The organism is Enterococcus sp. BSD2780061688st2 D3 (genome assembly GCF_005844145.1).
In the GTDB taxonomy this organism is placed as follows: Bacteria; Bacillota; Bacilli; order Lactobacillales; family Enterococcaceae; genus Enterococcus_B; species Enterococcus_B durans.
This window is the reverse complement of record NZ_SPHN01000001.1, coordinates 179092-193303: the sequence shown is the minus strand read 5'-3', so window position 1 is coordinate 193303 and position 14212 is coordinate 179092. Positions and strand designations below refer to the sequence as shown.

Below are 14212 nucleotides of genomic sequence, written 5' to 3'. Positions count from 1 at the left end.
TTTTATCCTTGATTATTCGATGTCTTCGCAGCTGGATCAAGTCGGCGTTCTAGGATTCCTAAGACCCAGTCGGTAATGATAGCCATCAAAGCAGTTGGCAACGCACCGGCTAGTATGATCGATGTACCATCTGTGGCATTGGTCCCACGAATGATGATATCCCCTAAGCCACCTGCACCAACGAAGGCACCAATAGCAGTGATCCCGATGGCTACGACTAAGGCATTTCTGATCCCAGCCATGATAACAGACACAGAAAGGGGAAGTTCGACCATAAATAGCCGTTGTGTAGCTGTCATCCCCATTCCTTTTCCAACATCAAGGATTCCTTTATCTACTTGGATCATCCCAGTGTAAGTATTTTTGATGATCGGTAATAGAGAATAAAGAAAGACGGTCACGATCACTACATTGACACCTAATCCAAGGCCAATCATCAAAATAGAGATCATTGCCAATGAAGGCACCGTTTGGATGATATTTGCCAAGCGAATCACCCAGTTAGCTAATTTTCGTTTGCGAGAAACCATGATCCCAATTGGAATCCCGATGACTGCTGCAAATAATACACCGTAGATCGAAATCAGAAAGTGGCGGATGAATTGTGAAAAGACATAGGCGCCGTTTTCTTGAAAATAAACGATGAATTGTTGAAACCAGTTCATATTTTCCATTACGCTCACTTCCCTTCAAAATAGTGATTTTCTTTTAAAAATCGTTCAGCTACAACAGAAGGTTCAACGAGATTGTTGTCTGCTTCATAGTTCAACTGCTGCATTTTTTCCGTACTGATGGTGTTGCCTAACTTATTCAATGCTTCTTCTAATCCAGGGGTATTCTTCAATACCTGATTGTCAACAACAGGAGCAGCATCATAAGGAGGGAAGAAGTTGCGATCATCTTCTAACATAACTAAGTCATAGCTTGCAATCCGTCCATCAGTGGAATAACCTAGAACGATATCCATTTTCCCGGCTTCTACAGCGTCGTAAACTAGACCGATCTGCATAGGCAGGATCGAGTCAAAAGAGAAGCCATAGGTTGTTTGAAATCCATCGTATCCATCTCCTTTACGAGTGATCCAAGAGGTATCTACACCAGCGACAAGTTGGTCAGCAACATTTTTTAAATCACTGACTTTTTTTAGATTGTATTTTTCAGCTGTATCTTTTCGCACAAGAAAAACGTAGGTGTTTTCAAAACCGTAAGAAGGGAACCATGTTTGATCGTATCGTTTTTCAAATTCTTGTTTCACGATAGCAAAAGCTTTCTTAGGATCTTTTTCTGGTGGCAAGTTCAAGGTAGTTGTTAAATCTGTTCCAGTGTAACGTGCTGCAGAGATAGAGGCATCGCCATTCATCATCGCTTGATGATTGATCGTGGTTGTCGCCAAGTTGTTGATGATAGCAGTATTTTTATCTGTATAGTGTTCCACCATCCCAGCAACTAAACTAGCTAAAATTTGCGCTTCAGAAGTAATCCCGCCGGTGATGGAGATCGTCTCTTCATCGGTGTTGCTGGCTAAACCAGGAAAAGAACAGCTTGCCAAAAGAAGAGCCGTGACCACAAGTAAGAGACTATTTAGTAATCGCTTCATTCGTCATTCTCCTCTCTTAAGGCAATAGGGGTAAGACGATTTTCTAATAGCCCTAGTAAGAAATCTGCCAGTAGTGCTAGGATCGTTACAGGAATTGTTCCAGCGAAGATCAAATCTGGCTGATAGTTATTCAAGCCACTAAAAATCAGATCACCTAAACCGCCAGCACCGATATAAGAGGCAAGCGTTGCCCAAGCGATGACATAAACGGCAGCTAAACGAATTCCTGCCATGATCGTTGGCATAGCAATCGGCAATTCTACAGAAATAATAGACTGGATATTTGTCATGCCCATCCCTTTTGCAACGTCACGATAGTTCCAGTCAACGTTTTTCATGCCAATAAACGTATTTCGCAAAATCGGTAGTAGAGAATAAATAAATAGTGCAATAATGGCCGGTGTTTTTCCGACACCAAAGAGAGGGATCATCAAAGCTAACAAAGCAAGAGAAGGGACCGTTTGTAGCGCACTAGTGATACCGATTACGATATTGGCGATTTTAGGCAGACGAGTCAATGCTACGCCAAGTGGTACAGCGACTGCGACCCCGAGAATCAAAGCTACAGCGGAGATGTAGATGTGTTCGATACTCTTGTTTAAAATTTCAGCGCCATATTGTTGAAAAAATTCAGTCATCAGTTACTCCTCCTTTGTGTCAACGGAGGTGGATGAACCAATCGCATTGGTGATCGAGTGTTCTTCTCCCCAGATGACATCATAGACGATATCCACCAGAGAAGCTCTTGTCAAAATACCTACGACTTTGTTGTTTTCATCCACAACAGGGACGTATTTCAATCCGCGTTTCAAGATCCGTTGTAAGGTATCACGTAGATAGGCGGATTCTTTTACATAAAAAACTTGTTTATTCAAAATATCACCGACACTTGATACTTTGCCACGTTTTTTATCTAGCGTTTCAACATCGATAAATCCTTTTAGAACATTTGAATTGTCTGTAACTAATAATGTATCGACACGTTTTTCCCGCATGAGTTTGATTGCTTCTTGTAATGATTTTTCAGGCGTGATCGTAATGGCTTTATTCAACATTACTTCGCCTACTCGTGTGGTGTCGGGTTTCGCTTGGAGTAGTCGATCTTCACCGATCAATTCTTCGACAAATTCATTTGCAGGATTGCGTAAAATGTTTTGAGGGGTGTCGTATTGGATTACTTTTCCTTCACTCATGATAGCGATCCGGCTCGCTAATTTGATGGCTTCATCCATATCATGGGTAACAAAAACAATCGTTTTCCCTAAACGTTCTTGCAGATCCTTGACTAAGTCTTGTAAAGAATCACGAGTAATGGGATCAAGTGCGCCAAATGGCTCGTCCATCAAGATGATATCTTGGTTAGCTGCAAGCGCTCTTACTACACCGATCCGCTGTTGTTGACCACCAGACAACTCATGAGGATAACGGTCAAGCATTTCACGTGGAAGTTCAACTAGGTCGATCATTTTTTCCGCAGTTTTATTGCGTTCTTCTTGGCTGACTTTCAGGAGTTTTTGCACGAGGGTGATATTCTCACGAATCGTCATATGAGGCATCAACCCGATACTTTGGATCACGTAACCGATTTGTCTGCGTAGCTCTACAGGATTGATATCTTGGATCGATTGACCATCGATCAATATTTTTCCTTTCGTCGGATCAGTCATTCGGTTGATCATCCGCATCGTCGTTGTTTTACCGCTTCCGCTGGTACCTATAAAGCAAATAAATTCACCTTTTTCGAACGAAAGATTGACATTATCGACGGCTATTTTTCCACCTTTGTAGATTTTTGATACATTTTGGAATTCAATCATGATGCCACCTCTTTTTCACTTTCTATAAAGACTGGTACTAATAATAGTATGCCTAAAATAACGTAGGAATACAAATGTTGCAGCTGTCATTTGTTCTTAGGTTTTTGCCAATCCGCTGGTAAAAATGGTAGAATGATGGGGCACAAGATAGAAAGTGAGTGACGATATGTTAACAACAGAAGATTTTGATTTTGACTTACCAGAAGAATTGATTGCTCAGACACCGTTAAAAGACCGTGACCAATCTCGTTTACTTGTTTTAGATCGAACAACAGGCGAAATGAAGGATAAACATTTTCATGATATCATTGAAGAATTAAATCCTGGTGATGCACTAGTAATGAATAATACGCGAGTGTTGCCAGCACGTCTATATGGAGAAAAGCCAGAAACAGGCGCACACTTGGAAGTTCTTCTTTTGACAAATACAGAAGGTGATACATGGGAAACGCTGATCAAACCAGCGAAACGTGCGAAAGTAGGCACACGGATTTCTTTTGGGGATGGCCGATTGCAAGCTGTGGTCAAAGAAGAATTAGAACATGGTGGCCGCATCATCACATTTGAGTACGAAGGGATTTTCTTAGAAATCCTTGAATCATTAGGTGAAATGCCTTTGCCGCCTTATATCAAGGAACGCTTAGAAGACCCAGATCGTTACCAAACCGTTTATGCTAAGGAGAACGGCTCGGCAGCAGCACCAACAGCAGGCTTGCATTTCACGAAAGAATTATTGGATGAAATCGAAGCAAAAGGGGTAGAACTAGTCTATCTTACGTTACATGTTGGTTTAGGAACGTTCAGACCTGTAAGTGTGGACAAAATCGAAGAGCATCACATGCACAGTGAATTTTATCGTCTAACGGAAGAAGCAGCTGAACGACTAAATCAAGTGCGTCAAAATGGCGGGAAAATCGTAGCCGTGGGGACAACATCTATTCGAACACTAGAAACGATCGGTACGAAATTTGATGGAGAAATCAAAGCGGATAGCGGTTGGACTGATATTTTTATTACACCAGGCTACCAATTTAAAATCGTTGAGGCGTTCTCGACTAACTTTCATTTACCAAAATCAACATTGGTCATGTTAGTTAGTGCGTTTGCTGGAAGAGAGCTGACGTTAGCGGCGTATCAACATGCAATTGATGAACGCTATCGTTTCTTTAGCTTTGGCGATGCAATGTTCGTGAAGTGATTTTAATAAAGAGCGTGAAGCAAAAAAACTCGAAATAATCAAAAAACAGTGGTCGCAGCAGAATTTCTCTGCTTGGATCACTGTTTTTTGATGTTGCTCAGTTTTCTGGCTGATCAACATATCTTTTTAAAGGAATAATATTTAACACTTTTTGTGCATTAGGATAAGTTGCTTGGATAGCGGTCAAAATCGATTGATTTTTCGGATGAACAACATTTCGAACGATTTTTTTCCTCCCCGCGGATTCGAAATAGATTTGATGAACATCCGCATCAGCAAAAATGATTTTTTTTCGTAACAACTCTCTTTGAAAAGGCGGTGCGACATGTCCCCAGTCGAAGAAATCAAGTTGTGTCTGTTGCTGATCAAAATGAATCTTTCGCTTTAATTCGTTTTCCGTCACACAATCGTCTGTAAAGATGAATTGTTTGAACAGATAGTGATTCCCCAATGAATCCGTTTTTTTGTCATATTGAATATAAATTTTACAGTCTAATAAATGCATCTTGCTTCCCCCTGAAGAAAAGATAGCACAAATTAGGGTGCAGAAATATCGATATTTTAGTTAATTTAAAAATTTTTTGAACAAAAAAGAGCCAAGCTCTCGATAAGCTCAGCTCTCTCGTATTCGGAAGGAATCGAATAAACAGAAATAAGTGTAACTTTCCATGATTCATGCAAAGTACGGTGTTGAATTTCTTCTTGATAAACAAAAAATCTTGTTTTCGTTACATCTTCAACAGTTGAAATGTTGAAACATCTCTTGTTCCTATTCAATTTTCAGACGTTCATGTTATTCATTTGTTACGTATCTTGTTACTTCTTGTTTTGGAGACTCGATCATCCAAACATCCATACGCATTCACTATTTATAAAGGTATACTTTACATGTAATCAGTGGTGAAACCTGTACTTCTAACAACTTTGTTTGCCTATTCTAATCTATCGAGAAATTCTTCTGTTTATTTGATGTTATCCTCCTTCCTTACACCCATATAATAGCATAGTTTGATAGCGTTTGCAAAAGAAAAGTATTTTTTTCTACCTATCTAATTTGGATACCATTAAGCGCTATACTTGAATGGATCAAAAAAAAGATGTTATAGTAAAATTAGTACCTTTTTTGTGCGTACAATATTAAAGGAGGAATAGGATGGACAAATACAAGCAGACGGTGAAAGAAGTAGAGCAGGAAACAAAGACAGATATTGAACAAGGACTGACGACGGGAGAAGCAGAAAAACGAAGTCAGCAGCAAGGAAAAAATCAATTTGATGAAGCACCAAAAGAATCGATCACAAAAAAATTTCTGCGGAGTTTATCTGATTTTACAACGATCATTTTACTTATAGCAGCAGTCATTTCGTTTTATACAGCGTTCGCAACAGAACATGGCGACTTATTTGAAGGTCTTTTGATCATTGCTATCGTCATCATTAACTCAGTGTTAGCGATCGTGCAAGAAGGAAATGCAGAAAAAGCGTTAGAGTCATTGCAAGATATGAACAAGCAGACGGCAACTGTTATCCGCGATGGCAAAGTAGAAAAAGTTGATGCAGAAAATCTGGTAGTAGGCGATGTCTTAGTTTTAGAATCGGGTTCTGCTATTGCCGCTGATGCTCGTTTAGTTGAAACATCACAGTTGCGAGTAGAAGAATCGGCACTGACAGGTGAAAGTGAAGAGGTCGAAAAAGAGGCAGATTACATCACTAAAGAAGATGAGTCGCTTGGCGATCAGTTGAATATGGTCTTTAAAGGATGTACTGTAGCGGCTGGTCGAGGAAAAGCAATCGTTACGGCTATTGGGATGGACACAGAAATGGGTAAGATCGCTGGTCTTTTGAATGACCATACAGCCCAAAAAACACCTTTACAAATACGGTTGAATCAACTAGGAAAACGGATCAGCATGATTGCACTAGCTGCTGCTGTATTGGTTTTTATTATCGGGGAACTTCAAGGTGAACCATTGCTTGAAATGTTTATGACGTCAGTTTCTTTAGCAGTAGCCGCTGTACCGGAAACATTGACCGTTATTGTTACGCTGACATTGGCATATGGTGTGCAGAAAATGGCTAAAAAGCACGCGATTATCCGTCAATTACCAGCAGTCGAGACCTTAGGGACAGCCAATGTCATCTGTTCGGATAAAACTGGTACATTGACCCAAAATAAAATGCGCGTTCGTCGTGTTTGGAGCAAAGAAGATGAAGTAACGGATATCGAGGACTCCATGACAAACAGCGCGATGGAAATCTTGAAAATGGCGGCGCTTTGTACCGACGTTACAGTAGAAAAAGAAAACGATGATCTTATCGTGAAAGGAAATCCGACTGAAGCGGCAATTGTACGTGCTGTAGAAGAAAATTATCATACAAAAGAGGAATTAGAAGAAAAATACCCACGAATTGATGAACTTCCATTTGATTCTGATCGTAAGATGATGACGACAGTCCATCAAATGGGGGAGAAATACATCTCAATTACTAAGGGAGCATTTGATGTTTTATCTGAACGCTTTACTTCAGGTGATGTGGAGCAAGCTACTGCTGTTAATGATCGTTTTGGTAAAAATGCGTTGCGTGTGATTGCGGTTGGCTATCGAACATATGACGAAGAGCCGCAAGAAATCACTTCTGAAGCGTTGGAAAACGATCTTCGCTTGATTGGTTTGATCGGGATGATCGACCCACCACGACCAGAAAGTAAAGGGGCAATCAAACGCGCGAAAAAAGCGGGCATCAAAACGGTGATGATCACAGGGGACCATGTCGTGACTGCCAGCGCCATTGCAAAAGAATTAGGGATCTTATCTCATCCATCGGAGGCGCTTTCTGGTTCTGAATTACAAGCATTGTCAGATGAAGAACTAGATGAACGGGTACAGGAGCTTTCGGTTTATGCTCGTGTGACTCCAGAAGATAAGATTCGTATCGTAAAATCATGGCAACGAACAGGTGCTGTAGTAGCAATGACTGGAGATGGGGTCAATGATGCTCCAGCTTTAAAGGCAAGTGATGTTGGCTGTGCGATGGGCATTGCAGGAACAGATGTTGCGCAGAGTGCTTCGGATATGATTTTGACAGATGATAATTTTGCTACGATCGTTGATGCGGTAAGTCAAGGACGCTCGGTTTATCAAAATATCCGTAAAGCAATCAATTTTCTATTGAGTTGTAATATTTCTGAGATTTTCATTGTGTTGATTGCGATGTTATTAGGTTGGGGAGCGCCATTCACGGCTGTTCAGTTGCTATTTGTCAATGTCGTAGCAGATGGATTGCCAGGATTCGCTTTAGGAAGAGAGCCTGCTGAGAAAGGGATCATGAATGAAGCACCGATTCCTAAAAATGAGGGGATATTTGCTCGTGGTCTGATGCAGAAGATCGCCATCAATGCGAGTGTTTTTACAGTCGTTACTTTATTTGGTTACTATTTAGGAACATTTGTAAATACGATCAGTCCATGGGTAGAAGCAAGTCAAGAAGTAGGGCAAACAGTTGCTTTCTTGGTATTGGCGTATTCGTCAATCTTACATGTCTTCAATGTGCGCAGTAGCCAGTCGATCTTCAAAGTGAACCTAGCAACGAATAAATCGTTACTAGAAATGGCTGTTCTATCGATCGTCATCACTACGGCAGTTGCATTATTACCATTTACGCAGACACTATTCAATTTAGTCCACATTAGTTTGAATCACTGGCTCTTAGTGGGATTATTATCGATCGTACCAATTGCGGTCGTCGAGTTGATCAAATTCCATCAATTACCAGAAGCAGAAGAAGAGGAAGAATGATAAATAAAAAAGGTTACTGCTTGGGGCAGTAACCTTTTTTATTTATCTAGAACGTTTAAACTTCTTTTGGTAGTTCATTATAAAATGCTGCTTTTGTTGCAGAGATATAAGGATTCAACCATAGATAACCGATTCCAAATGTTAACATCGCTAAAATGTGCCAGCCGATAAAGGTAAGATCCAACCAGAATAATTTTCCTTTATAGCCATCCATCAATTTACGACTTGCTGTGATCGTATCTAAGACGCCAGGTTTTTCTCCAGTATCTGTGACGATATCATAATAGATAAAGTAACTTTGAGAATAAGAATAACTTTTGATGATCCCAGGAATAACCAAAAGTAATGCCCACAAGGTAATAAAGATTGATGTTAAAAGTGCTAATAAAATGATCCCGCCGATGAACAAACCAGAAAATCCGCGAAAAGCATCTTTAAACGGTTCGATCTGTGTCTTAGTTCCACGTAAGAGATCTAAGTATGTCCAAGAGATCCCACTCATGAACAATGCACTGATGATAGAAGAGATGATCCCGCCACCACTACTTGCCCCACCACTGGTATTGTTTGCCGCCATATCTTGGACCGCTGTAGGATCACTATAGAAATTGACAAATAGCAAAGCAGTAGGGACAGCAATGATAAGGATAATAGCAATGGCAATCAATGTTGGAATCAGATTCAATAAGACTGCTTGCCCCCAACGACCTCTTAAACTGTCTTTTGCCTGTTGTTTCAGTTCTTTTGAAGATAACATATTTTTCACTCCTCTTTTAATTGATGTGAACAGTATAACAAAGAAGAACCATTTTGGCTTTTAAAAAAGTTAGGAGTTATTAAAAAAATTCAAAAAAGGGGTATTAAATAAAAATAGAATAAAGGAAGAGGTCTTGCAAAAAGTAGGTGAAACGATTATGATGGTGGGAGTTGTCATTGCGATTATTTTTAAAGAAAGTAGGGAATTGAATGTCACAACCTGCCATTCGTTATCGTTTAATCAAAAAAGAAAAACACACGGGTGCCCGTCTTGGTGAATTGATTACCCCTCATGGGACATTTCCCACACCAATGTTCATGCCTGTAGGTACATTAGCAACAGTAAAAACAATGTCACCGGAAGAGTTAAAAGCAATGGGTGCGGGGGTCATTTTAAGTAATACCTATCATTTGTGGCTACGTCCTGGCGAAGACCTAGTAGAAGAAGCTGGTGGCTTGCATAAATTTATGAATTGGGATCAGCCGATTTTAACTGATTCAGGAGGCTTCCAAGTCTTCTCATTAAGTGATATGCGAAACATCGAGGAAGAAGGCGTACATTTCAAAAACCATTTGAATGGTTCAAAAATGTTCCTATCTCCAGAAAAAGCAATCAATATCCAAAATAAACTTGGTTCAGACATCATGATGAGTTTTGATGAATGTCCTCCGTTTGATGAAAGTTATGACTATGTCAAAAAATCAGTGGAACGGACATCTCGTTGGGCAGAAAGAGGTTTGAAGGCACATGCCAATCCAGATCGACAAGGATTATTTGGAATCATCCAAGGAGCGGGCTTTGAAGACCTACGTCGCCAAAGTGCAAAAGACTTAGTCGGTATGGATTTCCCTGGTTATTCAATCGGCGGATTATCTGTTGGTGAACCTAAAGCAGAAATGAATCGAGTGTTAGAATTTACGACACCATTGATTCCAGAAAATAAACCGCGCTATCTAATGGGGGTTGGTGCAGCTGACTCATTGATCGATGGAGTGATCCGCGGTGTGGATATGTTCGATTGCGTGTTACCTACACGTATTGCTAGAAATGGAACATGTATGACGTCACAAGGTCGATTAGTTGTTAAAAACGCGCAATATGCACGTGATTTTCGTCCAATCGATGAAAAATGTGATTGCTATACATGTAAGAACTATACACGTGCGTATATACGTCATCTGATCAAATGTGATGAAACATTTGGTATCCGTTTGACTTCCTATCACAATCTATACTTCTTGTTGAATTTGATGAAACAAGTTCGTCAAGCGATTATGGATGATAACTTATTGGAATTTCGTGCAGCCTTTTTCGAAGAATATGGCTTTAATAAAGAAAATGCCAAAAGTTTCTAATATTTTTATCTAAATTTATGTAAAAAACTAGTGTCTAGCAGGTTTTTCTGCTAAAGTTGAGTTTGTAGATACATGTTAGCGAGGTGAAAAAAATGGGCTCATTACCAATGTTAGTGATGTTCGTGGTTATTTTAGGAATGTGGTTTTTTATGTCACGCTCACAAAAGAAACAACAACAAGAACGTCAAAGTTTGCTAGATAGTATGAAACAAGGCGATGAAGTAGTGACTATTGGCGGATTGCATGGTGTTGTTTCAGAAGTCGATAATGAAAAACGCACAGTTGTTTTAGACTGTGAAGGGATTTTCTTAGAGTACGATCGAGCAGCAATCAAGACGGTGAAACCTGGGACTGTCGTGGCAAACGATACTGTCGTTACACCAGTAGAAGAACCAGTTGAACCTAAAGATGCCGAAACAGCTGAAACAGTAGAAGTGAAAGAAGAAATCACTACCACTGTAGAAGAACCAGAGGATCACAAAGAAGTTAAATAAGCAGTTTCACAAAAAATTGTGAAAGAAGCACTTCGCCTTGAGTAAAAAGAGGTCAAGACAAAAGTCGTTTAGGTTTGAGAAATTGGAGAGAAAAACGAACAATATGCTTTTTTGTAGTGTCTGTTTTTCTTGAAATTTCCGAAAAACCTGACTTTTGGACTTTCGTTTATTCGAGATTCTGTAGCAAATCTGATGTTTAGATTTGTCTTATCGCGGAGGCAAGGCTTCTTAAATACAGCTTATTCGAGAGTGTAGGACGCAAGAGATTTTTTACTTGTGTCCTACACTTTTTTGTTAGAAAAAATAAGTTTGTTAATAGTTGAATAAGAGCATTTTGTGGGAATGTATACATAGAAAGTTGGAAACATCTAATGCATCTCCCTCTTTTATTGAATTGATAGGGATTTATACGTATTTTTAAAACTGTGAAAAAAATCACAAAAAAGTGTTTACATAAGAAAAGTTTTATTGTATGATGTGTATGTGAAATAATTAACAAATAACCAGGACCTAGTAGGAGGACTATAATGGCTAAAGTAATGGAAAAAGAACAACCAAAAACGATCGATGTCCAAGCAATGATCGATGAGTTAGCAACCAAAGCAAATGTCGCGTTAAAAGAAATGGAAAATTTTGATCAAGAAAAAGTGGACCATATCGTACATGAAATGGCAATGGCAGCCTTAGACCAACATATGCCCCTTGCCAAAATGGCAGTTGAAGAAACAGGCCGTGGGATCTATGAAGATAAAGCTATCAAAAATATGTATGCCTCTGAATACATTTGGAACAATATCAAACATGACAAAACAGTGGGTGTCATCAACGAAGATACCCAAAAAGGATTGATTGAGATTGCTGAACCAGTTGGTGTCGTTTGTGGGGTAACACCGACAACGAATCCTACTTCAACGACAATCTTCAAATCGATGATCGCTTTGAAAACAAGAAATCCGATCGTATTCGCATTCCATCCAAGTGCTCAAAAGTCTTCTGCTGAAGCAGCACGCGTAGTACGTGATGCAGCGATTGCAGCTGGTGCGCCAGAAAATTGCATCCAATGGATCGAACATCCATCAATTGATGCGACATCTGCGCTAATGAATCATCCGGGTATTGCAATTGTATTAGCAACTGGTGGAGCAGGCATGGTCAAATCAGCTTACTCAACAGGAAAACCAGCATTAGGCGTGGGACCTGGTAATGTACCTGCCTACATTGAAAAAACAGCAAAAATCAAACGTGCAGTAAATGATTTGATCGTTTCAAAAACATTTGACAACGGTATGATCTGTGCTTCTGAACAAGCAGTGATCGTTGACAAAGAAATTTATGCAGCTGTAAAAGCAGAATTCCAAGCACATCAAGTGTATTTCGTGAAACCTACAGAACTTTCACAATTAGAAGATGCAGTGATGAATGAAGGAAAATATGCAGTCAATCCAGCAATCGTTGGTCATTCTGCTGTAGAAATCGCAAAATTAGCAGGTATCAAAGTGCCTGAAGGAACAAAAATGTTAGTAGCGGAACTAGCAGGTGTTGGTGCAGATTATCCGTTATCTCGCGAAAAACTTTCACCAGTCTTAGCAATGGTCAAAGCAAATAGTACGGAACACGCTTTTGAATTATGTGAAGGAATGCTTAATTTGGGCGGATTAGGACATACAGCAGTTATTCACTCAGAAGATGAAGATCTACATGTGAAATTCGGTTTACGTATGAAAGCTTGCCGTATCTTAGTGAATACACCATCAGCAGAAGGCGGAATCGGAAATATTTACAATGAAATGATTCCATCTCTAACATTAGGCTGTGGTTCATATGGGAAGAACTCTGTATCTAGAAACGTCTCAGCGGTGAACTTAATCAATGTCAAAACTGTAGCGAAACGGAGAAATAATATGCAATGGTTCAAACTACCACCAAAAATCTTCTTTGAAAAGAACTCTTTGCTTTATTTAGAAAAAATGGAAAATGTGGAACGCGTGATGATCGTTTGTGATCCAGGTATGGTTCAGTTTGGTTATTGCGATACGGTTCGAGAAGTATTGGCACGTCGTAAGAATGATGTGAAAATCGAAGTCTTCTCAGATGTTGAACCAAACCCTTCAACAAATACCGTCTATGCGGGAACAAAACTAATGGCTGATTTCAAACCAGATACAGTGATCGCTTTAGGTGGAGGATCTGCAATGGATGCGGCTAAAGGCATGTGGATGTTCTATGAACACCCAGATACTTCTTTCTTTGGCGCAAAACAAAAATTCTTAGATATCCGTAAACGTACGTATAAAATCGATAAACCAGAAAAAACTCAATTTGTATGTATCCCGACAACTTCAGGAACGGGTTCAGAAGTGACACCATTTGCCGTTATCACAGACAGTGAAACACATGTGAAATATCCATTAGCTGATTATGCATTGACACCAGATGTGGCAATCGTTGACCCGCAGTTTGTAATGTCAGTTCCAGCATCAGTTACTGCAGATACAGGTATGGATGTGTTGACACATGCAATCGAATCTTATGTTTCAGTAATGGCCTCAGATTATACAAGAGGATTAAGTTTACAAGCAATCAAAATAGTCTTTGACTATTTAGAAAAATCAGTGAAAACACCAGATATGGAATCACGTGAAAAAATGCATAACGCTTCTACAATGGCTGGTATGGCGTTTGCGAATGCATTCCTAGGTATTTGTCACTCAGTCGCACATAAAATCGGTGGAGAATATGGTATCCCACATGGTCGTACGAATGCGATCTTGTTACCACATATCATCCGCTACAATGCAAAAGATCCACAAAAACATGCAATGTTCCCTAAATATGATTATTTCCGTGCAGATACAGATTACGCAGATATTGCAAAATTCTTGGGTCTAAAAGGAAATACAACGGAAGAACTAGTGGAAGCATTAGCAACAGCTGTTTATGAATTAGGACAAGCTGTAGGAATCGATATGAATTTGAAAGCACAAGGTGTGACACAAGAAATATTAGATTCAACAGTTGATCGTATGGCAGAACTTGCATACGAAGATCAATGTACGACAGCAAATCCAAAAGAACCGTTGATCAGCGAATTGAAACAAATCATTGTTGATGCGTATAACGGGTAATCAATAAGCAACCTAGTCAAATAAGAAAGTCTCTCAAATCAAAGGACGAATCCGAATAGATATCAAGTTTCTT

The 14212-nt window shown here is 39.6% G+C and carries 11 protein-coding genes; 5 read left to right on the top strand and 6 right to left on the bottom strand.

Translation table 11 applies throughout. The annotated features are described in order from the left end of the window. Nucleotides 1–2 precede the first annotated feature (2 nt). From FGQ66_RS00840 to FGQ66_RS00825, 4 genes are read right to left on the bottom strand one after another with little or no spacing between them, the layout of a single operon-like run. Complete coding sequence (locus tag FGQ66_RS00840; RefSeq protein ID WP_016177242.1) at nucleotides 3–674, bottom strand: ABC transporter permease; 672 nt, start codon at nucleotides 672–674, stop codon at nucleotides 3–5. A gap of 5 nt (nucleotides 675–679) precedes the next feature. After that, nucleotides 680–1597 (bottom strand): osmoprotectant ABC transporter substrate-binding protein, encoded by a 918-nt coding sequence (locus FGQ66_RS00835; protein ID WP_113845164.1) that lies wholly within the window; start codon nucleotides 1595–1597, stop codon nucleotides 680–682. Then, nucleotides 1594–2235 carry an ABC transporter permease gene (locus FGQ66_RS00830; protein ID WP_005875373.1) on the bottom strand — a complete coding sequence of 214 codons (642 nt, stop codon included), beginning with the start codon at nucleotides 2233–2235 and terminating at the stop codon, nucleotides 1594–1596. The genes FGQ66_RS00835 and FGQ66_RS00830 overlap by 4 nt, the downstream gene beginning before the upstream one ends. 3 nt (nucleotides 2236–2238) lie before the next feature. Beyond that, nucleotides 2239–3414, bottom strand: a complete 1176-nt coding sequence (locus FGQ66_RS00825) for a betaine/proline/choline family ABC transporter ATP-binding protein (protein WP_005875375.1) — start codon at nucleotides 3412–3414, stop codon at nucleotides 2239–2241. Between the two features lie 166 nt (nucleotides 3415–3580). Between FGQ66_RS00825 and queA the strand changes: the two genes are divergently transcribed. Further along, a complete protein-coding gene (gene queA, locus FGQ66_RS00820; RefSeq protein ID WP_005875377.1) occupies nucleotides 3581–4612 on the top strand; it encodes a tRNA preQ1(34) S-adenosylmethionine ribosyltransferase-isomerase QueA in 1032 nt (343 codons plus the stop codon). Between the two features lie 97 nt (nucleotides 4613–4709). Here queA and FGQ66_RS00815 read toward each other — a convergent pair whose 3' ends face one another. Next, the gene (locus FGQ66_RS00815) at nucleotides 4710–5117 is read right to left on the bottom strand and encodes a hypothetical protein (protein ID WP_113845166.1); all 408 of its coding nucleotides are present in this window, start codon (nucleotides 5115–5117) and stop codon (nucleotides 4710–4712) included. A gap of 648 nt (nucleotides 5118–5765) precedes the next feature. Between FGQ66_RS00815 and FGQ66_RS00810 the strand changes: the two genes are divergently transcribed. After that, nucleotides 5766–8408: a calcium-translocating P-type ATPase, PMCA-type gene (locus FGQ66_RS00810; RefSeq protein ID WP_138301414.1), complete on the top strand. Its 2643-nt coding sequence runs from the start codon at nucleotides 5766–5768 to the stop codon at nucleotides 8406–8408. 55 nt (nucleotides 8409–8463) lie between these two features. Here FGQ66_RS00810 and FGQ66_RS00805 read toward each other — a convergent pair whose 3' ends face one another. Further along, nucleotides 8464–9165 (bottom strand): DUF975 family protein, encoded by a 702-nt coding sequence (locus FGQ66_RS00805; protein WP_016177244.1) that lies wholly within the window; start codon nucleotides 9163–9165, stop codon nucleotides 8464–8466. A gap of 209 nt (nucleotides 9166–9374) precedes the next feature. Here FGQ66_RS00805 and tgt point away from each other — a divergent pair, with 209 nt between their 5' ends. The 3 genes from tgt to adhE all read left to right on the top strand — a co-directional run bounded on the left by tgt (nucleotide 9375) and on the right by adhE (nucleotide 14139). Then, nucleotides 9375–10520 (top strand): tRNA guanosine(34) transglycosylase Tgt, encoded by a 1146-nt coding sequence (tgt, locus tag FGQ66_RS00800; RefSeq protein ID WP_081133788.1) that lies wholly within the window; start codon nucleotides 9375–9377, stop codon nucleotides 10518–10520. Between the two features lie 92 nt (nucleotides 10521–10612). Continuing rightward, nucleotides 10613–11014, top strand: coding sequence for a preprotein translocase subunit YajC (gene yajC, locus FGQ66_RS00795; protein WP_005875384.1), 402 nt, complete (start codon nucleotides 10613–10615; stop codon nucleotides 11012–11014). A gap of 527 nt (nucleotides 11015–11541) precedes the next feature. Further along, complete coding sequence (gene adhE / locus FGQ66_RS00790) at nucleotides 11542–14139, top strand: bifunctional acetaldehyde-CoA/alcohol dehydrogenase (RefSeq protein ID WP_115235029.1); 2598 nt, start codon at nucleotides 11542–11544, stop codon at nucleotides 14137–14139. Nucleotides 14140–14212: the final 73 nt, after the last annotated feature.